Here is a 22,565-nt window from a genome sequence, read left to right as displayed (position 1 = left end):
CATGTCCGAGCAGACCCGTGACCCCGAGCAGCCCATCGCCATCGTCGGCATGGCCGCCCGCCTCCCCGGAGCACCCGACGTGGACAGCTTCTGGCGAGTGCTGGTGGAGCGCGTCGACGCCATTCGGCCCGTCCCGCCGGAGCGCTGGGACGCGAGCGCCCAGCTCGACCCGGAGAAGTCCGTCCAGGCCGTCGGCGGCTTCCTGGAGGGCGTCGACCGGTTCGACCCGACCTTCTTCGGCATCTCCCCGCGCGAGGCCGAGGACATCGACCCGCAGCAGCGCCTGGTGATGCAGGCCGGCTGGCGCGCCCTGGAGGACGCCGGCACCCCCGCCGCCGCCCTGCGCGGCTCGCGGACCGGCGTGTACGTCGGCGCGTCCTGGCACGACTACGAGATCCTCCGCAAGGACCGCGGCGAGGGCGCCACCCAGCACAGCCTGGTCGGCAACGCGCTCGACGTGATCGCCGCCCGGCTCTCCTACTTCCTCAAGCTGCGCGGCCCCAGCCTCACCGTCGAGACCGGCTGCTCCTCCTCGCTGGTCGCCCTGCACCTCGCCGGGCAGGCGCTGCGCCGCGGCGAGATCGACGGCGCGGTGGTGGCCGGCGTCAACCTGATCATGTCCCCGGACGTCTCGGTCGGCCTCACCCACTTCGGCGGCCTCTCCAAGGCCGGGCGCTGCCACGCCTTCGGCGCCGCCGCCGACGGCTTCGTGCGCGGCGAGGGCGTGATCGCGCTCTACCTGAAGACCGTCGAGCAGGCCGTGCAGGACGGCGACCGGATCCACGCCGTGATCGCCCGCACCGCCGTCAACAACGACGGCGGCGGCGACAGCCTGGTCACCCCCAACCCCGACGGCCAGATCGACCTGCTCCGGCAGGCGTACGGCGACGGCACCGTCCCGCTCGACAAGCTCTCGTACATCGAGGCGCACGGCACCGGCACCCTGCGCGGCGACCCGGTCGAGGCGCGCGGCATCGGCACCGTCCTCGGCCAGGCCCGCGACCGCGCCCTCGGCCCGCTCGGCGTCGGCTCCGCCAAGACCAACGTCGGCCACCTGGAGGCCGCCGCGGGCATGGCCGGCCTGGTCAAGGCGGTGCTCTCGCTCAAGCACCGGCTGGTCCCGCCGAGCCTGCACTCCGAGGAGCTCAACCCCGACATCCCGTTCGAGGAGCTCAACCTGCGGGTCGTCCGCGAGCCGCTGGAGCTGCCCGCCGAGGGCGAGCTCTACATGGGCGTCAACTCCTTCGGCTGGGGCGGCACCAACGCCCACGTGGTGCTGCGCAGCGCCCCGCCGGTCGAGCCGGCGGCGGACGAGGACGACGGCGCCCCGGTGCTGCTGCCGCTGACCGCCCAGCACCCCGAGGCGCTGCGCGCCCTGGCCGCCGAACTGGCCGGGGCACTGCCCGCCGACCGGGCCGGACTGCTGGCCGCCGCCGACACCCTGGGCACCCGCCGGGACGCCTTCCCGCTGCGCGCCGCCGTGGTGGGGGCGGACGCGCAGGAGCTCGCCGAGGGCCTGCGCGGCTACGCCGGGAACCCCGAGGCCGAGCTGCCCGGCGTGGTCACCGGCCGGGCCCGCACCCGCGGCCGGACCGCCTTCGTCTTCCCCGGCCAGGGCTCGCAGTGGGCCGGCATGGGCCGCGAACTGTACGGCCACGACCCGGTGTTCACCGCCACCGTGGACCGCTGCGGCGAGGCGCTGCGCCCGTGGTTCGCGTGGGACCTGGCCGCACTCGTGTCCGGCGCCGCCGGCGACGAGTGGACCACCCGGATCGACATGCTGCAGCCGGTGCTCTGGGCGATGTCGCTGGGCCTCGCCGAGCGCTGGCGGGCCTGTGGCGTCACCCCCGACGTGGTGGTCGGCCACAGCCAGGGCGAGGTCACCGCCGCCACCTTCGCCGGCATCCTCTCGTACGAGGACGGCGCCAAGGTGATGGCCCGCCGCAGCGCCATCGCCCGCCGGACCTCCGGCAACGGCCGGATGCTCGCCGTCGACCTCGACGTGCCCGGCGCCCACCGGGCCCTGGAGGGCTTCGAGGAGCAGGTGTCGCTGGCCGTCAACAACGGCCCGTCCTCCTGCGTGCTCTCCGGATACACCGACGCGGTGCTGATGCTCAAGGAGATCCTGGAGGCGGAGGGCACCTTCTGCCGCCTGGTCAACGTCGACTACGCCTCGCACAGCCCGCAGATGGACGAGCTGCGCGAGGACCTGCTGGCCGCCCTCGCCGACGTCGCCCCGCGCGCCGGGGAGATCGGCCTGATGTCCACCGTCCGGGTCGAGCCGCTGACCGGGCCCGAGATGGACACCGCCTACTGGGTGGACAACCTGCGCCGCCCGGTGCTGTTCGCCGACGCGATGGGCCGGCTCTTCGACGAGGGCGTCACCCACGTGGTGGAGATCAGCCCGCACCCGATCCTCGCCCCCGCCGTCGAGCAGCTCGCCGCGCTGCGCGCCGAGCCGCCCGCGGTGCTCTCCACCCTGCGCCGCGAGCAGGGCAGCCGCACCGACCTGCAACTCGCCCTCGCCCGCGGCTTCGTGGCCGGCCTGGAACCGTTCGTCCGCCGCTCGGCGGGGGAGTTCGCCGCCGTACCCGGCTACCCGTGGCAGGAGGAGAGCTACTGGGGCGCCCCCGGCCGCGCCCGCACCGGCGGACAGCGCGGACTCGAGGTCGAGCTCACCCCCGGCGCCTTCGAACAGGACAGCTGGCAGGGCGCGCTGGAGATCTCCACCGCCGACCTGCCGTGGCTCGCCGACCACAAGGTGGACGAGGCCGTGGTGCTCCCCGGCGCCGCGATGGCCGCGCTCGCCCTCTCCACCGCGTACGCCCGCACCGGCGCCGTCCCGGGCACCGTCGCCTCGCTCGCCTTCCACCGCGACCTCACCCTCGGCGCCGACGAGACCGCCCGGCTCGCCGTGCTCTGGCGCGACGACATCACCGAGGGCGGCAGCTTCACCCTGCTCTCGCTGCCCGCCGGCACCACCGGCTGGACCGAGCACGCCACCGCCCGGCTCCACCAGCGCCGCGCGGACCAGGTCGCCGCCCCGGCCTTCCCGGCCGCGCTCGCCGAGGACGAGCCGCTCCCCGCCGAGGACTTCTACGCCGCCTGCGCGGCCCGCGGCCTCCACTACGGCCCCTCCTTCCAGGGCCTGGACGGCGTGCACGTCGCCGACGACGCCGCGCTCGGCCGGGTCCGGCTGCCCGAGCGCTGCCGCGCCGGCGCCCGCCCGCACACCTTGCACCCGGCGCTGCTGGACGCCGCCCTCCAGGTCTCGCTGACCCTGGAGGACGACGGCCACACCGTCGTCCCGGTCTCCGTCGACGCGATCCACCTGCTGCAGGACCTCGCCGAGCCGGTCGTCGAGGTCTGGTCGTACGCCGTCCGCCGGGAGACCGGGCTCGTCGACCTCCACCTGTACGACGCCGAGCGGCAGCCGCTCGCCGTCCTCGCCGGACTGCGCCTGCAGCGCCTGGAGAGCGGCCCCGCCGAGGTCTCCGACGCCGAGCGGCTGCACCGGCTGCGCTTCCGCCCGCAGGAGCGCGCCGCCGACACCGAGGCCGGCGAGGGCCCGTGGCTGGTGGTCACCGCCGCCGACGACCCGGCCGCCGACCGGCTCGCCGAGGCGCTGGGCGCCGGCGCGGTGCTCGGCGCCGCCGACCGGGACGAGGCCGCGCTCACCGCGGCGCTGCGCGCCGTCGCGCCCGCCGAACTGGTCTTCGCCGCCCCCGCCACCGCCGCCGGCCTGCCCGCCCAGCGCGCCGGGCTGCTCGCCCTGACCGCGCTGGTCCGGGCCGCCACCGCGCTGGCCACCCCGCCCCGGCTCACCGTCCTCACCCAGGACGCCCAGGCCGTCGCCCCCGGCGACCACCCCGACCCCGGCGCCGCCCTGTACTGGGGCTTCACCCGGGTGCTGCGCCGCGAACACCCCGAACTGCGGCCCGCCCTGCTGGACGTCGCCGCCGGGCAGCTCGCCGCGGCCGCCGCCGAGCTGGGCTTCGACGAGGGCGAGGACCAGGCCGCGCTGCGCGACGGCGTCCGGTACGTCGGCCGGCTGGTCCGCGGCGAGGACGAGGACGAGGACCGCGCCGCGCCCGCCTGGCGCACCCCCGAGCAGCCCTTCCGGCTGGTGCCCGAGAAGCCCGGCTTCTGGGACGGACTCGCCTTCAAGCCGCTCACCCGCCGCGCCCCGGCGCCCGGCCACGTCGAGGTGCGGGTCGGCGCCGCCGCGCTCAACTTCATCGACGTGATGAAGGCGATGGGCACCTACCCCGACTCCTCGGCCGGCGCCGACCTGCTCGGCGGCGAGTGCGCCGGCACCGTCACCGCCGTCGGCGAGGGCGTCACCGGCGTCGCGGTCGGCGACCGGGTGGTGGCCTGCGTCTTCGGCTCGATCGCCTCGTACGTCACCGTCCGGGCCGAGCACACCCGACCGGTGCCCGCCCACCTCACCGACGCGGCCGCCGCCGCGCTGCCGCTGGTGCTGGCCACCGCCTGGTACGCGCTCGACGGCCTGGCCGGGCTGGAGCAGGGCGAGAGCGTCCTGATCCACTCCGCCACCGGCGGACTCGGCCTCGCCGCCGTCCGGATCGCCCGGGCCCGCGGGGCCCGGGTGATCGCCACCGCCGGCAGCGCGTCCAAGCGCGCCTACCTGCGCGGCCTCGGCATCGCCGACGTCTTCGACTCGCGGGACCTGGAGTGGGCGTCGCAGACCCTGGCCGCCACCGGCGGGCGCGGCGTCGACGTGGTGCTCAACTCGCTGACCGGCGCGGCGATCCCGCTCGGCCTGGAGGTGCTGGCCGAGGACGGCCGGTTCATCGAGGTCGGCAAGAAGGACATCTACGCCGAGCGCTCGATCAGCCTGGGCGCCTTCCGCAAGGGCATCACCGTCGCCGCCGTCGACCTGGCCGGCCTGATGGACCGCCGCCCGGCCCGCTTCGCCAAGCTGTTCGCCGAGGTCTGGGACCTGGTCGCGGCCGAGGAGATCGAAGAACTGCCGGTCAACGCCTACCCGTTCACCGAGGCGGCGGAGGCGCTGCGGGAGATGTCGCGCGGCAGCCACATCGGCAAGTTCGTGCTCCGCGACCCGGCCACCGTCACCGCCGTCGCCCCCGAGCCGCTGCCCGGCGGTCGGTTCCGCGCCGACGGCACCTACCTGCTCAGCGGCGGCCTCGGCGCACTCGGCCTCTCGCTCGCCGAACACCTCGCCGCGAACGGCGCCGGGGCGCTCGCCCTGCTCGGCCGTTCCGCGCCGTCCGAGGACGCCGAGAAGCGGATCGCCGCCCTGCGCGAGCACGGCACCCTGGTCGAGGTGGTGGCGGCGGACGTCGCCGACGCCACCTCGCTGTACGTCGCACTGGCCCGGGTGCGCGCCGAACTCCCGCCGCTGCGGGGCGTGTTCCACGCCGCCGGTCTGCTCGACGACGCCACCGTGCTCAACCTGCGCCCCGAACAGCTGGAGCGCGTCCTCGCCCCGAAGGTCGACGGCGCCCGCAACCTGGACGCCGCCACCGACGGCGACCCGCTCGACCTCTTCGTGCTGTTCTCCTCGGCCGCCGCGCTGATCGGCAACGCCGGCCAGGCCGCGTACGCCGCCGGCAACGCCTACCTCGACACCCTCGCCGAACAGCGGCGCCGGCGCGGACTGCCCGCGCTCAGCGTCCAGTGGGGCCCGTTCGAGGAGATCGGCCTCGCCGCGCAGGACGCCAACCGCGGCGCCCGGCTCGCCGAACGCGGCATGGGCGGCTTCACCGCCGACGAGGCCTGGGCCGCCCTCGGCCGGCTGCTGGAGCGCGGCGGCGAGCAGGTCGTCGGGTACGTCCCGCTCAACCTGCGCCAGTGGTTCGACGCCTACCCCGACACCGCCGCCCTGCGCAGCTGGCAGGTGCTCCGGGAGGCCTCCCGGCAGGGCGGCAACGCCACCGGCGGCGGCGAGTTCCGCAGCGCGCTGCTGGCCGCCGCCGAGGACGAGCGCCCCGCGCTCGCCGAGCAGAAGGTCCGCGAACTGGCCGGCCGCGTGCTGCGGCTGGACCCGGCCGCGATCGACCGGGAGACCCCGTTCAAGGCGCTCGGCCTGGACTCGCTGATGGGTCTGGAACTGCGCAACCGCCTGGAGGCCGCGTTCGGCCTCAAGCTCTCGCCCACCCTGCTGTGGACGTACGGGAGTTCGCGCGCCCTCGCCGAGGTGCTGTGCGACCGGCTGGCGGAGGAGCCGGCCACCACCGCCTGAGCTCCGGCCAACCACTAGCTCACGAGGACTGTGAGAACACCCATGGAACCCAGCAAGACCACCGTGACGCCACTCACCCGGGCGATGGAGACCATCAAGCAGCTGCGCGCCCAGCTGGACGCCGCCGGAGACCGCCAGCCGCTCGCCGTCGTCGGCGCCGGCCTGCGCCTCCCCGGCGGGATCACCGACCTCGACGGCTACTGGCGGGCCCTGCGTGACGGACGCGACCTGGTCCGCGCCCGGCCGCCGCAGCGGCTCGCCCCGTTCGCCGCCGAATGGGCCGAACTGCCCAACCAGGGAAGCTTCCTGGACGAGGTGCTCGACTTCGACGCCGACTTCTTCGGGATCAGCCCGCGCGAGGCCCGGGCCGTCGACCCGCAGCACCGGCTGCTCCTCGAAGTCGCCTGGGAGGCACTGGAGGACGCGGCCCTGCCCCCCGCGCGGCTCGGCGACGCCAAGGTCGGCGTCTGGGTCGGCATCACCGGCGGCCAGGACTACCGCGACTGGCAGACCGGCGACCTGGACGCCTACTGGGCCACCGGCAACGGGCACAGTTTCGCGGCCGGCCGGATCTCGTACTGCCTCGGCCTGACCGGGCCGGCGGTGGCCGTCGACACGGCCTGCTCGTCCTCGCTCGTCGCCCTGCACCAGGCCGGACAGGCACTGCGCCGCGGCGAGGTCGACGTGGCGCTCGCGGGCGGCGTCAACCTGGTGCTCTCGCCGGGCTCCACCCGGATCATCGAGCAGACCCGGTCGCTGTCGCCCGACGGGCGGTGCAAGGCCTTCGACGCGCGGGCCAACGGCTTCGTCCGGGGCGAGGGCTGCGGGATCGTCGTGCTGAAGCGGCTCGACCGGGCGCTCGCCGACGGCGACCGGATCCACGGCGTGGTGGCAGGATCGGCCCTCAACCAGGACGGCCGGTCCTCCGGCTTCACCGCGCCGAACGTGCTCGCGCAGACCGCCCTGCTGGAGGCCGCCCTCGCCGACGCCGGACTGACCGCCGCCGACATCGGCCTGGTCGAGGCGCACGGCACCGGTACGTCGCTGGGCGACCCGATCGAGATGGACGCCGTCCTCGACGCCCTCGGACGGAAGAACGGCGGACGCCCGCTGCACGTCGGGTCCGTGAAGGCCAACCTCGGCCACCTGGAAGGTGCTTCGGGCGTCGCGGGCGTGCTGAAGGCACTGCTGTGCGTCAAGCACGGCGAGGTGCCGCCGCTGGTGCACTTCCGGACCCTCAACCCGCGGATCGACCTCGACGGGACGGCGGTCACGCTGTCCGGCGAGGTCGCGGAGTGGGGGAGCGGCGGACGGTACGCGGGTGTGAGCTCGTTCGGCATGATCGGGACCAACGCGCACGTGATCGTCGGGCCGGCGGAGGGCGCCGGAGCGGTCGCGGCGGTGGAGGTGCGGGGCTTCGACCTGTCCGCCCGGACCGAGTCGGCGCTGCGCGAGCTCGCGGGCGAACTGGCGGCAGTGGCCGTGGGATTGGACGACCGGGGGTACCCGGCGTTCGCGTACACGGTCGGAGAGGGGCGGACGCGGCACGAGGTCGCGGTCCGGATCGCCGCCGCGACCGCGGCGGAAGCGGCGGACGCACTGCGGGCCGTCGCCGAGGGCCGCGAACACCCGGCGGTCGGCGCGGCCGACGGCGAGGGCTGCGCGCCGCTGCCGCGCCGGGTGATCGACCTGCCGCACTACCCGTGGCAGCGCACCCGGCACGCGCCGGAGGGCTACGACGCAACGGCCTCCGGCGGGGAGGGTGTTGCTCCCGCCTCCGGCGGGGACGGTGTTGCTCCCGCCTCCGGCGAGGTTGTCGGGGACCGCGTGGGTTCCGCCTCCGGCGGGGTGCCGGTGTACGAGGTGGGGTGGGAGCCGGTCGAGGTGACCGGGGCGGGTGCCGGTGGCACGGTGGTGCTGGCGGGTGGCGACGTCCAGGTGCTGGCGTTGCTGGCCACGCAGTGGCAGGCGCTGGGGCACCGGGGTGTGCTGCTGGGCGCCGAGCTGCCGAGCCTTGCGGGGCTGCCCGGGTTGCCGGGTTGGGAGAGCGCCGCGCTGCCGGTCGGCGACGCGGCGTGGGGCGACTTCTGGGCGGCGCGGACCGAGGAGGGCCCGTTCACGCTGGTGCTGGCGCCGCGGGCGACGCCGCTGCCGGAGCGTCCGGAGGGCGCGGACCCGGCTGCGGACGGTGCGCGGCTGCTGGCGGAGGTGACCGTCGCGGTGCGGGCGCTGGCCGCGTCCGGGCGGGACGGCCGGGCGTTCGCGCTGACCCGGGCGGTCCGGCGGGTGTCCGACGCCGACCCGGTGGCGGCGGCCGACCACGGGCTGCTGCACGGGTTGCTGCCGGTGCTGGGCCTGGAGTACCCGTCGCACTGGGGCGGCGTGATCGATCTTCCGGCGGAGCAGGGCGAGGCGGACGCCCGGACGGCGCTGGCGCTGGCCGTGAACGGGACGGCCGGGACCTCGGGCGGTGCGGGCTCCGCGGCCGGGACGGCGCCGGGCGGTGCGCGGGCCGAGGACCTGCTGGCCGTGCGGGCCGGGGCGGCGTTCGGGGCGCGGCTGCGGGCGGTGGACGGGTGGCGGCCGGAGCTTCCGGTCGACCCGGACGCCGGGTACCTGATCACCGGCGGGGCCGGTGGCGTGGGCCGGGCGGTCGCGGAGGACCTGGTGCGGCGCGGGGCGCGGCACCTGCTGCTGGTGGGCCGTACGCCGTTGGAGCGGATGCCGCAGGCGACCGCGGACTGGCTGGCGTCGCTGGCCGCGGGCGGTGTGACCGCGCTCTACCGGTCCGCCGACTGCGACCGCTACGAGGAGCTGGCGGCGGCCCTGGCCGCCCCCGGACTGCCCGCTCTGCGCGGTGTGGTGCACGCGGCGGGGACGCTGCCGCTGGGCCCGCTGGCGGCGGCGGACGCGGAGGCGTTCGCGCAGGGCCTGCGCGGCAAGTTCTCCGGCGCGTGGTGGCTGCACCTGCTGACCGAGGGCCTCGACCTGGACTTCTTCCTCACCACCTCGTCCGCGTCCGCGCTGTGGGGTGCGGACGGCCGGGGCGCGTACGCCGCCGCGAACGGCGGGCTGGACGCGCTGGCGGCGTACCGGGTGGCGGCGGGGCGGCCGGCGTCGGCGGTGGCGTTCGGCGCGTGGGCGCTGGACGGCATGGCGGACGAGGACGGCCGTCGGACGCTGGCCCGGATGGGCCTGGCGGACCTGGACGGGGTGACCGGCTGCTCGGTGCTGACGGCGGCGACGCCGGGCGGCTCCGGGCAGGTGCTGGCGTGCCCGGTGGAGTGGCCGCGCTTCCTGGAGGTGATGGAGGCGACCCGGGCGCGGGCGCTGTTCGCCGAGGTCGCGGCGGAGGACACCGTCGGGATGGAACTTCCGCCGCTGCGCGAGGAGTTGCTGGCGCTGCCCGAGCAGGCCCGGGCCGCTGCGGCGGCCGTGCACGTGGGCCGGACGCTGACGGCCGTGCTGGGCCACGCCGAGGGGCACACCGTCCCGGCCGACACCGGGTTCTACAACCTGGGCCTGGACTCGATCATGGCGGTCGACCTGGCCCGTGACCTGTCGCTGGCGTTCGCCGTCGACCTGAAGGTCGCCGAGATCTTCAACTATCCGACGGTGGAACAGCTTTCGGCGCTGGTCGCGGCCCGGGTGGCGGACGCCCCGGCAGCGGCGCCGGCACGCACCGCCGGCGCGGGCACCGGAGCCGTACGGTCCGTGGCGACCGACGCGGACGCCGGGGCCGTCGCGATCCCGCAGGGGTACGGCAGCGAGCCGATCGCGATCGTCGGCATGGCGGGCCGCTTCCCCGGCGCCGACTCGGTGGAGGAGCTGTGGCAGCTGCTCGCCGAGGGCCGGGACGCGGTCGGCCCGGTGCCGGCGGACCGCTGGGACGGTGCGGCGCTGCACTCGGCGGACCCGCTGTCGACCGGGACGGTCTCCACCGACCAGGGCGGCTTCCTGTCCGACCTGGCCCGGTTCGACGCGGCGTTCTTCGGCGTGCCGGCCCGGGAGGCGGAGAGCCTGGACCCGCAGCACCGGCTGCTGCTGGAGGCGGCGTGGCACGCGCTGGAGGACGCGGGCAGCGACCCGCGCGCCGTGCGCGGATCGCGGACCGGCGTGTTCGTCGGGATCAGCAACTCCGACTACGCCCGGCTGCTGGAGCGCGGCGGACTCCGCGACCTGGACGCGTACTTCGGCACCGGGACGGCGCTGAACGCGGCGGCCGGCCGGCTGGCGTACACGCTCGGCGCGAACGGCCCGGCGCTGGCCGTGGACACCGCGTGTTCGTCCTCGCTGGTCGCGCTGCACCTGGCGGTGCGTTCGCTGCGCAGCGGCGAGAGCGACCGGGCGCTGGCCGGCGGGGTGAACGTGATCGCCTCGCCGGAGTGCTCGGTGGCGGTCAGCCGGGCGCACATGCTCTCGCCGGACGGCCGCTGCAAGACCTTCTCCGCCGAGGCGAACGGCTTCGTCCGGGCCGAGGGGGTGGGGGTGCTGGTGCTCAAGCGGCTCTCCGACGCCCGTCGGGACGGCGACCGGGTGCTGGCCGTGGTGCACGGCACGGCGGTCAACCAGGACGGCGCGTCCTCCGGCCTGACGGTGCCCAGCGGGCGCGCCCAGGAGGCGGTGATCCGGGACGCGCTGGCCGACGCCGAGCTGCCCGGCTCGGCGATCTCCTACCTGGAGGCGCACGGCACCGGCACCTCGCTCGGCGACCCGATCGAACTGGCCGCCGCCTGGGCCGCGCTGGGCCCGGAGCGGCGTCCGGGCGAGCCGCTGCACCTGGGCTCGGTGAAGAGCAACATCGGCCACTGCGAGTCGGCCTCCGGCATCGCCGGCGTGATCAAGACGGTGCTGGCGCTGCGCCACCGCCGCCTGCCGGCCAGCCTGCACGCGGAGAACCTCAACCCGCACGTGCCGTGGGACGAGATGAACGTCCGGGTGGTCGACGCACTCACCCCGTGGCGCACCGGCGACCGGCCGCGCTTCGCGGGCGTGTCCAGCTTCGGTTTCAGCGGCACCAACGCCCAGGTGATCCTGGGCGAGGCGCCGGAGACCGCCGAGCGGTCGGCCGCCGAGGGCCCGTACCTGCTGCCGCTCTCCGCCCCCGACGGGGCCGGCCTCGCCCGGCTCGTCGAGCGGTGGACCGAGCGGCTGGCGGAGGCCGGGGACGAGGAGCTGCCGGGCCTGGCCGCCACGGCGGGCGCGGGCCGCGCGCACTTCCCGGTCCGCCGCGCCCTGCTCGGCTCCACGGCCGCCGAGCTGCGCGCCCAACTCGCCGACCTGACCGTGCCGGGGGCACAGGACGCGCCGAGGATCGCCTTCCTGTTCTCCGGCATGGGCAGCCAGTACTTCGGCATGGGCCGGGAGCTGTACGAGAGCGAGCCGGTGTTCCGGGACGCGATCGACACCGCCGACCGGACCCTCGCCCCGCTGCTCGGCACCTCGCTGCTGGACCTGATGTTCCACGGCGCCGACGAGTCGCTGATCGACCAGACCCGGTTCGTCCAGCCGACCGTCATCGCCCTGGAGCTGGCGCTGGTCGCGCTCTGGGAGTCGTGGGGCGTCCGGGCCGCCGCGGTGACCGGCCACAGCGTCGGCGAGATCGCCGCGGCGATCCACGCCGGGGTGCTGGACCTGGAGGCGGGCCTGACCCTGGTCGCCCACCGGGCCCGGCTGATGCACTCCACCGAGACCGGCGCGATGCTCTCGCTGGCCGCCCCGCCGGAGAAGGTCACCGGCTGGCTGGCCGGCTCCGAGTGCGACCTGGCGGCCGTCAACGGGCCGAAGTCCGTGGTGGTGGCGGGCCGTCCGGAGGCGGTCGAGCGGATCGCGGTGCTGGCCCGCGCCGAGGGCGTGATGGCCCGGCAGCTGACCGTCTCCACCGCCGCGCACTCCCGCCTGATGGACCCGGTGATCGCCGAGTTCTCCGGCATCGCCGAGGGGCTGGCGTACGGCCGGCCGCGGATCCCGGTGATCTCCAACCTCACCGGGCGGCTCGCGACCCCGGCCGACCTGGACGCCGCGTACTGGGCCCGGCACATCCGGCAGCCCGTGCTGTTCCACCAGGGCATGGGCGAGCTCGCCGAGCTCGGCGTCGACCTGGTGCTGGAGGTCGGCCCCGGCCGCACCCTGGCCAACCTGATCTCGGCCGCCGGACTTCTGCCCGCCCGGGGCGGCGCGGCCTCGCTGGTGCGCGGCGCCGGGGACCGCTCCCGGATGCTCGCCGCCGCCGCCCACCTCTACCGCAACGGGCAGGACCTGGACTGGGCGAAGGTCCAGGCCGGCACGGACCGCACCGGGGCTCCCCGCTACCCGTTCGCCGACACCCGGTACTGGACCGCGGTCGAGCCCGCCGCCCCGGCGGCCCGGCCGGCGGCCCGGCGCCACTGGGGCGACGAGCTGCGCTCGCCCGCCCTGCCCGGCCGGGTGTTCTCCTTCGAGCGCTCCGCCGAGTTCCCGCCGTACCTGACCGACCACCGGATCGACGGCATCGTGCTCACCCCGGCCTCCTCGCACCTGGCCACCCTGCTCTCGGCCGTCGCCGGGGACGGATCGCCGCTGGCGGTGGAGGACTTCATCTGCCCGCGCGGCCTGGTGATCAAGGACGGCGAGCAGTACGAGGTGCAGCTCGGCCTCGGCACCGGGACGGACCCGAAGCAGCTCACCGTGCACAGCCTGGTCGACCCCGAGCGCGGCGCGTGGACGCACCACCTGTCCGCCCGGACGGCCGACCCGGCCGCCGGCGCGCCCCGCCCGGCCGTGGATCGGCAGGCGTTCGTCGAGCGGGCCGAACGGCACATCGGCGGCGAGGAGTTCTACGCCTACTTCCGCGAGCTCGGCTACACCCTCGGCCCGTCCTTCCGCTGGATCGCCGACATCTGGCTGGACGGCGAGGAGGCACTGGTCCGCTACACCACCCCGCCGGTGGCCGGGGACGACCTGGGCAACTACCAGCTGCACCCGGGTCTGATCGACTCGGTGTTCCAGTCCATCGCGGGCTTCATGGTGGACGGCACGGCGGTCAAGGCGCCCAGCGTGGCCATCCCGTTCGCCGCCGCCCGGCTGGCCTTCCCGGGCCGTCCGGTCACGGGGGAGGAGCTGTGGGGCCACGTCCGGGTGCTGCAGGCCGCGCCGCTGGACCGGGGCCGGCTCCAGGTGGAGACCGCCGACCTGCACCTGTTCACCGCGCGCGGCGAGGACCTGATGGTCGCCGACGGCTTCCGGGTCCGCAACGCCCCGCTCACCACGCTGCGGCAGTCGCTGCGGCGCGGCGTGCCGCACGCCTACGAGCTGGGCTGGATCCCGCAGCCCGGCGGCCCGGCCGCGGCCCCGACCGGCGCCCGCGCGCTGCGGGTGCTGGGTGGAGCCGCGCTGACCGCCGAGCTCCGCGCGGCCGGTCACGAAACCGACTCCGAGCGGCCCGAGTTGGTCGTCGACGCCCGGTTCGCCGAGCTGCCCGACCAGGTGGACGCGGCCGCCGCCGAGCGCGCCGCGCAGGAGCTCGCCGAGGCGCTGCGCACCGCGCCCGCCGACGTCCCGTACGCCGTGCCGGTGGACGGGCGCCCGGCGGCGGCACCGCTGCGCGCCGCGCTGTGGGGCCTGCTGGCCGCCCTGGAGACCGAGCAGCCGGAACGCCGACTGGTGCGGATCACCCTGGGCGCCGGGCAGCGGCCCGGGCAGCTGGCCACCGCCCTGGCGGCGATCGCGGCGGACGGCCCGGCCGACACCCGGATCACCCTGGACGCCGAAGGCACCACCGTGGCCCGGCTGCTGACCACCGGCGACCTGCCGGCCGAAGAGGGCTTCACCGGCGGCGCGCTGGTCACCGGCGGGCTCGGCGCGCTCGGCCTGAGCGTCGCCGAGCACCTCGCCGGGCAGGGCGCGGCGGCGATCACCCTGGTCGGCCGGTCCGCGCCGGACGAGGCCGCGCAGGCGGTGATCGACCGGCTGACCGCCGAGGGCGTCCGCGTCCAGGCGGTGTCGGCGGACGTCACCGACCCGGCGGACTGCGCCCGCGCCGTCGCCGCGGCCGAGCGGCTCGCCCCGCTGACCGGCGTGTTCCATCTGGCCGGCGCCACCGCCGACCGGGCCTTCGACGGGCTCACCCCGGAGGACTTCTACCGGGTGTTCGCCGCGAAGGCGGGCGGCGCCGACACCCTGGCGGCCGCCGTCCGGGACAGGGAGCTCACCACCTTCGTGCTGTTCTCCTCGGCCGCCGCCACCCTGGGCTCGGCCGGGCAGGTCAACTACGGTGCCGCCAACGGCTACCTGGACGGCCTGGCCGAGCGGCTGCGGTCCGAGGGGGTGCCCGCCACGGCGGTCGCCTGGGGCCCGTGGGTGCCCACCGCGAAGGGCGGCATGGCCGACTCGGCCGCGCTGGCCCGGGCCGCCGGCAAGCTCGGCGTCCGCCCGCTGGACGACACCACCGCGCTGCCGCTGCTCGCCCTGGCGATGACCGCCGAACGCCCCCACCTGCTCGCCGTGGACGCCGACTTCGGCCGCTACGCCGAGCGGCTGGCCGGGCACCCGGCGGGCGGCCTGTACGCGGGCGTGGCCGGTGCGACGGCCACCGACACCGCGCCGCAGCCCGCCGCCGAGGAGCGCCCGCGCGGCTGGCTGCGCGAGGAACTGGCCCACCTCGACGCGGACGACCGCGAGGAGCGGGTCCGCGAGGTGGTCCGGAAGCTGGCGGGCGACACCGTCGGCGACCACTCCGCCGTCCGGGACGACCTCGGCTTCGAGGACATCGGCCTGGACTCCATCATGGCGATCGACCTGAGCGCCCTGGTCGCCCACGCCGCCGGCGCCGACCTGCCCGCCACCGTCTCGATCGACTACCCGACCGTCGCCGAGATGGCCCGCTACCTGACCGGGCTGATCGCCCCGGCCGAAGCGGCCCCCTCCCGGCCGACCGCCGACACGCCCGACACCCCCGACACCGACCGCACCACCGACGAGGACGCGGACGAGCTCTCCGACGACGAGCTCATCGCCGCCGTACGGCGCGACCTGGCCATGGAACTGTGAGGTTGAGCTGGAGACCATGGATACCGACTTCCGAACCCTCTTGCAGGACCAACTGAAGCTCTCCCGGCGGCTGAAGGCCCGGATCCGGGAACTGGAGGAACAGCGCGGCGCCCCGCTGGCCGTGGTCGGCACCGCGCTGCGGCTGCCCGGCGGGCTCACCACCCCCGAGGCATACTGGGACTTCCTGCTCGGCGACGGCGACGCCCTCTCCGGGATCCCCGAGGACCGTCCCGGCCTGCGCGCCGTCTACGACGAGCGCCCGGACCGCCCGGGCCGCAGCTACGTCGACCGGGCCGGCTTCCTGGCCGACGTGGCCGGCTTCGACGCCCCGTTCTTCGGCCTCTCCCAGCGCGAGGCGACCGCTCTCGACCCGCAGCAGCGGCTGCTGCTGGAGACCGCGTGGGAGGCGATGGAGCGGGCCGGGGTCGCCGTCCGCCGCCAGGACCGGCTGAAGGCCGGCGTGTTCGTCGGCATCATGTCCTCGGAGTACGTGGAGCGGATGGCCGCGCCCGAGGACAAGACCGGCATCGACCCGTACTACGGCACCGGCGGCGGCCACGCGATGGCCGCCGGGCGGATCTCCTACGTGATGGGCTTCACCGGCCCCGCGGTCAGCGTGGACACCGCCTGCTCCTCCTCGCTGGTCGCCCTGCACCTGGCCGCGCAGAGCCTGCGGCGCGGCGAGTGCCGCTACGCGGTGGTCGGCGGTGCCAACCTGGTGCTCTCGCCCGACCTGATGGTCTCGCTCTGCCAGAGCAAGGCCCTCGCCCCGGACGGGCGGTGCAAGACCTTCACCGCCGACGCGGACGGCTACGGGCGCGGCGAGGGCGTCGGCGCGGTGGTGCTGATGCGCCTGGACGAGGCCGAGCGCGAGGGCCGCCCGGTGCTGGCCGTGCTGCGCGGCACCGCCGTCAACCACGACGGCGCCTCCTCCGGCCTGACCGTGCCCAACGGCCCGGCCCAGCAGGAGGTGCTGCGCGCCGCGCTGGCCGACGCCGGGGTGGCCGCCGAGGAGGTCGGCTACGTCGAGGCGCACGGCACCGGCACCTCGCTCGGCGACCCGATCGAGGTCGGCGCGCTGGACGCGGTGCTGGGCACCGGCGCCGACGGCCGGCCGGAGCCGCTGCTGGTCGGCTCGGTCAAGTCGCGCCTGGGGCACCTGGAGGCCGCCTCCGGGCTGGCCGGTCTGATCAAGGTGGTGCTGATGCTGCGGCACGGCCGGATCCCGGCCGCGCTCGGCTCTGCCGACGGCGAGCTCAACCCGCTGATCCCGTGGGACCGGGTGCGGGTCGCGGTCGAACGGCAGAGCCGCGACTGGCCCGCCGCGTACCCGCGGCAGGTGGCAGGGCTGAGCGCGTTCGGGATGAGCGGCACCAACGCCCACGTGGTGCTGGAGGCCTACCGGCCCGCCACCGAGCAGACCGAGCGGACCGACCGGACCGGGCAGACCGGGCAGGCCGGGCAGGCCGAGCGGGTCGGGCAGGTCGGCGAGGCCGGCCGGACCGAGCTGGTGACGCTCTCCGCCAAGCACGCCGAGAGCCTGGCCGCCCTGGTCCACCAGGCGGCCGGCCGCCTGGCCGGGGCCGGCGCGGAGCAGCTCGCCTCGCTCTGCCACACCCTGCGCGCGGGTCGCACCCCCTTCGAGCACCGGATCGCGGTCACCGGCCGCACCGGCGCGGAGCTGGCCGCCCGGCTGCTGACCGGGCTGGAGCGCGGCGGCGCGGGGGACCGGTCCGTCGGCACCCCGGTGCCCCGGCTGCGGGTGGTCCCGGGCTCGCCGGAACTGGCCGCCGCCGTCGACGCGCTGGCCGCCGCCCACCCGGAGCTGGTGCCGGACGGCGGGCAGCCCGAGGAGCGCCTGCGGGAGCTGCTGAAGCAGCTCGGCGTCCGGACCCGGCCCGCGCCGGCCGGCCCCGGGGCGACGGCCCACCCGGCGGAACTGGACTGGGAGGGCGGCACCTTCCCGCTGGCGGACGCCGACCCCGACCGGGCGCCCGCCCTGCTGGCCACCGCCCTGGCGGAGCTGTACACCGCCGGCGCCGACCTGCGGCTGGACGCGCTGCGCCCGGCTGGCGCCCGGGTGGTCGGCGACCTGCCGACGTACCCGTTCCGCCGCCGGCGGCTGTGGATCGAGGAGCGCACCCCGGCGGCCGGCGCCGCGCCGGAGCCGGTGGCCGAGGTGGCGACCGGACGGGGCCAGGAGCGGGCCGCGGTGGTGGAGTTCCTGCACGCCGGGCTGCGGGAGATCCTGCACGCCCAGGAGGCGCTGAACGACCGGGAGACCTTCCTGGAGCTGGGCGGCGACTCCTTCATCGCGATGCAGCTGACCCTGCGGATCGAGGAGGCGTACCGGATCGAGGTGCCGCTGGAGGAGTTCCTGGAGGACGTGCCGCTGGCCACGCTGTTCGAGCGGCTGGCCGACCACGTGCTGGCCGCGGGCCAGGCCGTCGCGGCCGGCGGGGCGCGCTCCGCATGACCGGGACCGCGACCGCGACCGCGGCGCCGGCCCGTCCCCGGGTGGTGGAGGAGCCCGCGCTGCGGGTGATCGCCTTCCACCACGCCGGGGGCTCGGCCGCCGTCTACCACCCGATGGCGCGCTGGCTCCCGGCCGACTGGGAGCTGCTGCTGGTGGACCTGCCCGGTCGGGGCAAGCGCCACCAGGAGGAGCCCGAGCCGACCCTGGACGGCGCGGTGGCCGCCGTGCTGCCGCAGCTGGAGCCGTGGCTGGACCGGCCGTTCGCGCTGTTCGGCCACAGCCTGGGCGCCCTGGTGGCCTTCGAGGCGGCCCGGGCCCTGGAGGCGGCCGGCCGGCACCCGCACTGGGTGGGCGTCTCCGGCCGGGTCGCGCCGAGCTTCCAGGCGCACACCCGGCGCGGCCTGTACCGGCTGGGCGACGCCGAGCTGCTGGACGAGCTGCTGGCGATGGGCGGCACCCCGGACCGGATCCGCGAGGTCCCCGAGTTCGTGGAGCGCTTCCTGCGCACCAGCCGGGCGGACCTGCGGGCCGCCGAGTCGTACGCCCCGCACCCCGACCGGCGGCCGCTGGCCGCGCCGCTGACCGCCTTCCACGGCTTCCAGGACCCGTGGGCGCCGACCGCCATGGTGGCGGCCTGGGAGCGGGAGACCACCGGGGCCTTCCGCCGGGTCGGCTTCCCCGGCGGGCACTTCTACTTCCTCGGCGGGGCCTTCCCGGAGCTCGCCCGGGCGGTGGCCGCCGAGGCGCGTGAGCCGTTCTCCAGCGGCCTGCCGCACGATCCGGACAGCCAGGCTGTCCAGCCCGACGCACAGCCCTGGGTGAGGAGGAGTCAGATGACCCAGAACAGTCCGAACGCCGTTCTCGTCGGCGGACCGGAGGCCATCCCCGAGGACCAGCGCATCCGGTACGTCCCCGACCGCGACGGCAAGGTGAAGGTGCCGTGGCGGGCCGGCTACGAGCACTTCGTCGCGACCGCCGACCGCCGCACCGTGGGCGGGTCCGAGCTGGGCGTCTTCGCCTGGGCCGGCCGCACCGCGATCGCGGAGTAGGGGCCGGCCATGGCGAACAGCGACGCTGCCCCGCGGGCGCTCTGGTCCCGCGTCGTGCGCGAGCTCTACCGGATGCTGTCCAACGCCGGCTCGGTGCAGTACGCGCTGCCGATGCCGCCGGTCGAGGAACCCGCCGCGGCGGATCCGCGGCCGGCACCGGTCCGGGAGCGCGTCCCGATTGGCTGACGGACCGTCACCCCATCGTCGGGGCACCGGGAAGCGTTCGTCCCGGTGCCCCTTCGTCTTGGGCGAACTCCCAGGATTTGGTGGTAGAAACTGAGGCGCGGCCCCGGGATCGGCGCCGTATCACGGGGGCGGTTCGAACGGGGTTTTTGCGGTGATCAAAGTCATGCTCGCCGAGGACATGAACATGGTGAGAGGTGCCCTGGTGGCGCTGCTCCGGCTGGAGCCGGACATCGAGGTCGTGGGCGAGGTGGCATCGGGCGACGAGATCGTCCCGCGTGCCCTGGAATGGCGGCCCGACGTGGCCGTGGTCGACATCGACCTGCCCGGCGTGGACGGGCTGACCGCGGCCGGCCGGCTGCACCAGGAACTCCCCGGCTGCCGCTGCCTGGTGCTCACCAGCCTGGGCCGGCCCGGCAACCTGCGCCGGGCGCTGGCCGCGCATGTCGCCGGGTTCATCCTCAAGGACGCCCCGCCGGACCAGCTGGCCGAGGCGATCCGCGGGGTGGCCCGCGGCGGCCGGGTGATCGACCCGCAACTGGCGCTCGCCGCCTGGGACTCGGCGGAGAACCCGCTCACCGCGCGGGAGTGCGAGGTGCTGCGGATGGCGGCCAGCGGCGCGGAGGTCTCGGAGATCGCCCGCGGCCTGTTCCTGTCGCCCGGCACCGTGCGCAACTACCTGACCACCGCGGTCACCAAGCTCAACGGCCGCAACCGGGTGGACGCGATCCGGATAGCCGAGCAGGCCGGCTGGCTGTGACCGGCGGCGGGTGACTCAGGCCGCCGAGGCGGCCGGCGCGGTGCCGTCCACGGCGTCGCCCCGGCCGCCCGGCAGCGGCACCCGGGCCTCCAGCTGGAAGCGGCCGTCGGCGCGCACCCCGGCGGTCAGCCGCCCGCCGAGCGCGGCGACCCGGGCGCTGAGGCTCTCGATCCCGGTGCCGTGCCGGCCCGGCGGGTCCTGCGGGGCAGGCTGCACGCCGTCGTTGACGATCCGCAGCCGGACCGCGCCGTCCCGCTGGTCCACGGTGATCCAGCAGTGCTCGGCCTTGCTGTGGCCCAGGACGTTGGTGATGCCCTCGCGCAGCACGGTCGCCAGCACCGTGTTCACCCCGGGCGGCAGCGGGTCGTGCGCGATCTCCATGCTGACCTCGATGTCGGCCGCGGCCAGCACCGACCGGCCCGAGCGGGACTCGTCGGCCAGCGACATGTCCCGGTAGCCGCTGGCCACCACCCGCACGTCGGAGAGCGCCTGCCGGGAGATCTCCAGGATCTCGACCAGCTCGTCCCGGGCCCGGCTGGGCTGGCTGGTGACCAGCCGCCGGGTCAGCTCGCTCTTCAGCGTGATCGCGGACAGGCTGTAGCCGAGCAGGTCGTGCAGGTCCTGGGAGAAGCGCAGCCGCTCCTGGGCGACCGCCAGCCGGGTCAGCTCGGCCCGGTTCTTCTTCACCTCGACCACCAGCGCGGCCAGCCGGATCAGCCCGTAGACGATCAGGCCGGTGATGGTGGTGGAGACGGCCGTGTACGAGACGTCCAGCAGCTGCGGGGTGTACAGCTCCTGCAGCGCGGTCGCGCCGGCGACCACCACGCAGAAGCCGGTCCACGCCCACGGGCCGACCAGCAGGGTCAGCAGGTTGCCGGCGAAGAAGCCGGGCATGCCGATCCAGGTCGGGCCGAACAGCGGGAAGGGCAGGAAGACCAGCACGGCCTCCAGTGCCAGCACCCCCAGCGCCGCCCGCGAGCGCGGCGCGGGCGCGTACGGGGTGAAGTGCAGCAGCTGCAGGGCGAGCAGGGTGCCGACGCTGACCAGGAAGACCACCAGCTGGGCGGCGCTCGGCTGGACGCTCAGGGTGCGCAGCCCGGCGAGCGCGGCGAACCCCGAGAACACCACGGTGACCACCGCACGGGCCAGCAGCGGGGCGGGCTCGGCGAGGTCACCGGAGGGTGGTGCGAGGGTGCCGTGCGCCGGTCTGGCGGCGGGCTCCGAACGGGTGGCGGCGGTCAACCGGCGTGGCATGTCTCCCCCGAGCGCAGATGTCGCAAGCGAGCCCATGCTAGCCGCGAGGGCGCGATGGATCTGGTGTTCCAACCGATCGGTCTCGGCCGTTCCCCGCCCGGTTGGGTCGTTCACCCACCGCGGTGACCTGCTCCGATCACGAACTCCCCGACGCTGGACTCGATCCGCCAGTCCAGCCCGAAGGCCCGCGCCGAGGACTCGATGTCGCCGAAGGCCACCGGGTGCGGGGTGAGGCCCATCGCGGTGGCCACCAGCGACAGGGTCTGCTGCACCACGCCGACGTGCCGGAGCGTCGCCGCGTACGCCATCCCGCGGTAGATCCACGAGGTCCGGCCGAACCGGGCGGTGAGGGTGATCAGCACCGGCGGCGGCGCCGGCAGCCCGGCGGCGATCTGCGCCGTGCCCAACAGCTCGACCACGTCCGACTCCTGACGGTTGATCAGGGTGAGCCGGTGGTCCAGCGGGTCGTAGTGGTGGATGCCGCGCGGCAGGCCGGGGCACTCGCCGACCACCACGTACAGCTCCAGTTCGTACAGCGAGCCGGTGGACGGGTACGGCCGGTCGCTCACCGGGTACGGGTCGGCGGCGCCGTGCTTGCCCACCCCCAGCGAGCGCACCCGGGCCGCCCGGTACAGGAGTTCGCCGAGCTGCTCGGCGGTCGGCGGCCGCTCCGGGCCCGCCTCGGCGGCCGGCCGCTCCGCCTCCAGCACCGCGGTGAACCGCCGGTCGCCGGCCAGCAGCCGGTCCATCGCCGGGCGGTGCAGGGCGATCCGCGGCCCGGCCGGCGGCGGTTTGACGGCCGGCTCGGCCGGGCCGCGCGCGCCGTGCGGGAAGACCGCGCCGTACGGGCCGTCGTGCCGGCCGAGCCGGCTGCGGGTGTGGAACAGCAGGTCGGCCTCGGCCCACAGGCCCAGCACCGGGTCGCTGTCCTCGGCGAACCGGGCCGGCCCGCCCGCCGGGTCGGGCTCGCCCGCCACCACCGTCCCGGCCGCCGTGAGGTGGGCGACCAGCTCGGCGGCCAGCACGGCCGGCAGGCCGAGCGCCGCGGCCAGCTGCTCCGGGGTGGCCGGACGGGTCAGCGCGGCGGCCAGCGCCACCGCGTCCGGGTGGTGCAGCAGCACCCGGTGCAGGGCCAGCGGCGACTCCAGCACCGCACCCTCCGGTCGGGCCGCCAGCGCCGCGAACCGGGAGAGCCGGTGGGGCCGTCCCGGATCCGCCGCCGGCAGCCGCAGGGCGGCCTGCCCGGAGACCGGCACCAGCGACAGCAGCGGCCCCTGGCCGGTGGCCGCGGCCACCGAGTGCACCAGCACGTGGTGCAGCTGCTCCAGCACCTCGGCCAGCCGCCGGTGCTCGGCGCTGCCCGGCACGTTCTCCAGCGAGACCGGGCCGAAGCCCATCCGGCGCAGCGACTCGCGGACCACCCGGCCCGGTCGCTCGATCCGCAGCTCGCCCCACGGGCTGACCACGGTCAGGGCGTCGCCGGCCGGGTCCTGCTCGACCAGGGTGTCCTCGCGCAGCGAGACGAGCCGCACCGGAGCCAGGGACGCATCGGATCGGGGCACGGCGAGGGCTCCTCGTGGGGGTCGAGCG

General features: G+C 76.2%; 8 protein-coding genes. 6 read left to right on the top strand and 2 right to left on the bottom strand.

Annotated features, from left to right (window positions below; all coding sequences use genetic code 11):
- The first annotated feature begins 1 nt into the window (after position 1).
- From ACGFX4_RS26290 to ACGFX4_RS26265, 6 genes are all read left to right on the top strand, one after another.
- Positions 2–6,226 (top strand): SDR family NAD(P)-dependent oxidoreductase, encoded by a 6,225-nt coding sequence (locus ACGFX4_RS26290; protein ID WP_393079027.1) that lies wholly within the window; start codon positions 2–4, stop codon positions 6,224–6,226.
- A gap of 42 nt (positions 6,227–6,268) precedes the next feature.
- Positions 6,269–15,253: an SDR family NAD(P)-dependent oxidoreductase gene (locus tag ACGFX4_RS26285; RefSeq protein WP_393079026.1), complete on the top strand. Its 8,985-nt coding sequence runs from the start codon at positions 6,269–6,271 to the stop codon at positions 15,251–15,253.
- A 16-nt stretch (positions 15,254–15,269) separates the two neighbouring features.
- Entirely contained in the window at positions 15,270–17,729 is a 2,460-nt protein-coding gene (locus ACGFX4_RS26280; protein ID WP_393079024.1) for a beta-ketoacyl synthase N-terminal-like domain-containing protein, read from the top strand.
- The gene (locus ACGFX4_RS26275) at positions 17,726–18,778 is read left to right on the top strand and encodes a DUF5988 family protein (protein ID WP_393079022.1); all 1,053 of its coding nucleotides are present in this window, start codon (positions 17,726–17,728) and stop codon (positions 18,776–18,778) included. The genes ACGFX4_RS26280 and ACGFX4_RS26275 overlap by 4 nt, the downstream gene beginning before the upstream one ends.
- 9 nt (positions 18,779–18,787) lie before the next feature.
- Positions 18,788–18,964: a hypothetical protein gene (locus tag ACGFX4_RS26270; RefSeq protein WP_393079020.1), complete on the top strand. Its 177-nt coding sequence runs from the start codon at positions 18,788–18,790 to the stop codon at positions 18,962–18,964.
- Between the two features lie 151 nt (positions 18,965–19,115).
- Positions 19,116–19,721, top strand: coding sequence for a response regulator transcription factor (locus tag ACGFX4_RS26265; protein ID WP_345697210.1), 606 nt, complete (start codon positions 19,116–19,118; stop codon positions 19,719–19,721).
- A 15-nt stretch (positions 19,722–19,736) separates the two neighbouring features.
- Here ACGFX4_RS26265 and ACGFX4_RS26260 read toward each other — a convergent pair whose 3' ends face one another.
- Both ACGFX4_RS26260 and ACGFX4_RS26255 read right to left on the bottom strand, forming a co-directional pair.
- Positions 19,737–20,975 (bottom strand): sensor histidine kinase, encoded by a 1,239-nt coding sequence (locus ACGFX4_RS26260; RefSeq protein ID WP_393079018.1) that lies wholly within the window; start codon positions 20,973–20,975, stop codon positions 19,737–19,739.
- Between the two features lie 110 nt (positions 20,976–21,085).
- Entirely contained in the window at positions 21,086–22,537 is a 1,452-nt protein-coding gene (locus tag ACGFX4_RS26255; RefSeq protein ID WP_393079016.1) for a SagB family peptide dehydrogenase, read from the bottom strand.
- Positions 22,538–22,565 lie beyond the last annotated feature (28 nt).

Source organism: Kitasatospora sp. NPDC048365 (assembly GCF_043200835.1).
In the GTDB taxonomy this organism is placed as follows: domain Bacteria; phylum Actinomycetota; class Actinomycetes; order Streptomycetales; family Streptomycetaceae; genus Kitasatospora; species Kitasatospora terrestris.
This window is presented reverse-complemented; position numbering and strand designations above follow the sequence as displayed.

What these genes read in the sequence shown, in the direction of transcription:
- ACGFX4_RS26290 (WP_393079027.1), top strand. Translation starts at nt 2, where the DNA reads ATGTCCGAGCAGACCCGTGACCCCGAGCAGCCCATCGCCATCGTCGGC.
- ACGFX4_RS26285 (WP_393079026.1), top strand. Translation starts at nt 6,269, where the DNA reads ATGGAACCCAGCAAGACCACCGTGACGCCACTCACCCGGGCGATGGAG.
- ACGFX4_RS26280 (WP_393079024.1), top strand. Translation starts at nt 15,270, where the DNA reads ATGGATACCGACTTCCGAACCCTCTTGCAGGACCAACTGAAGCTCTCC.
- ACGFX4_RS26275 (WP_393079022.1), top strand. Translation starts at nt 17,726, where the DNA reads ATGACCGGGACCGCGACCGCGACCGCGGCGCCGGCCCGTCCCCGGGTG.
- ACGFX4_RS26270 (WP_393079020.1), top strand. Translation starts at nt 18,788, where the DNA reads ATGGCGAACAGCGACGCTGCCCCGCGGGCGCTCTGGTCCCGCGTCGTG.
- ACGFX4_RS26260 (WP_393079018.1), bottom strand. Translation starts at nt 20,975, where the DNA reads ATGCCACGCCGGTTGACCGCCGCCACCCGTTCGGAGCCCGCCGCCAGA.